Here is a 284-nt window from a genome sequence, read left to right as displayed (position 1 = left end):
CGGTATTCTCTACCTGACCACCTGAGTCGGTTTAGGGTACGGGCCGCCATGAAACTCGCTAGAGGCTTTTCTCGACAGCATAGGATCATCCACTTCGCCACAATCGGCTCGGCATCAGGTCTCAGACGCATGGTGTGCGGATTTGCCTACACACCGTCCTACACCCTTACCCCGGGACAACCACCGCCCGGGATGGACTACCTTCCTGCGTCACCCCATCACTCACCTACTGCAAGTCTGGTTCGTCGGCTCCACCACTTTCCTTTCCCCGAAGGGTCCGGAAC

At 58.1% G+C, this 284-nt stretch carries 1 rRNA gene; it reads right to left on the bottom strand.

Annotation, left to right across the window (positions count from 1 at the left end):
• Position 1 precedes the first annotated feature (1 nt).
• A 23S ribosomal RNA gene (locus tag QQM72_RS40750) occupies positions 2-284 on the bottom strand; the annotation flags it as partial.

Source organism: Streptomyces zaehneri, from assembly GCF_032248645.1.
Taxonomy (GTDB): Bacteria; Actinomycetota; Actinomycetes; order Streptomycetales; family Streptomycetaceae; genus Streptomyces; species Streptomyces coriariae.
The sequence above is the reverse complement of the archived record's forward strand: the minus strand, read 5'-3'. Positions and strand labels throughout refer to the sequence as shown.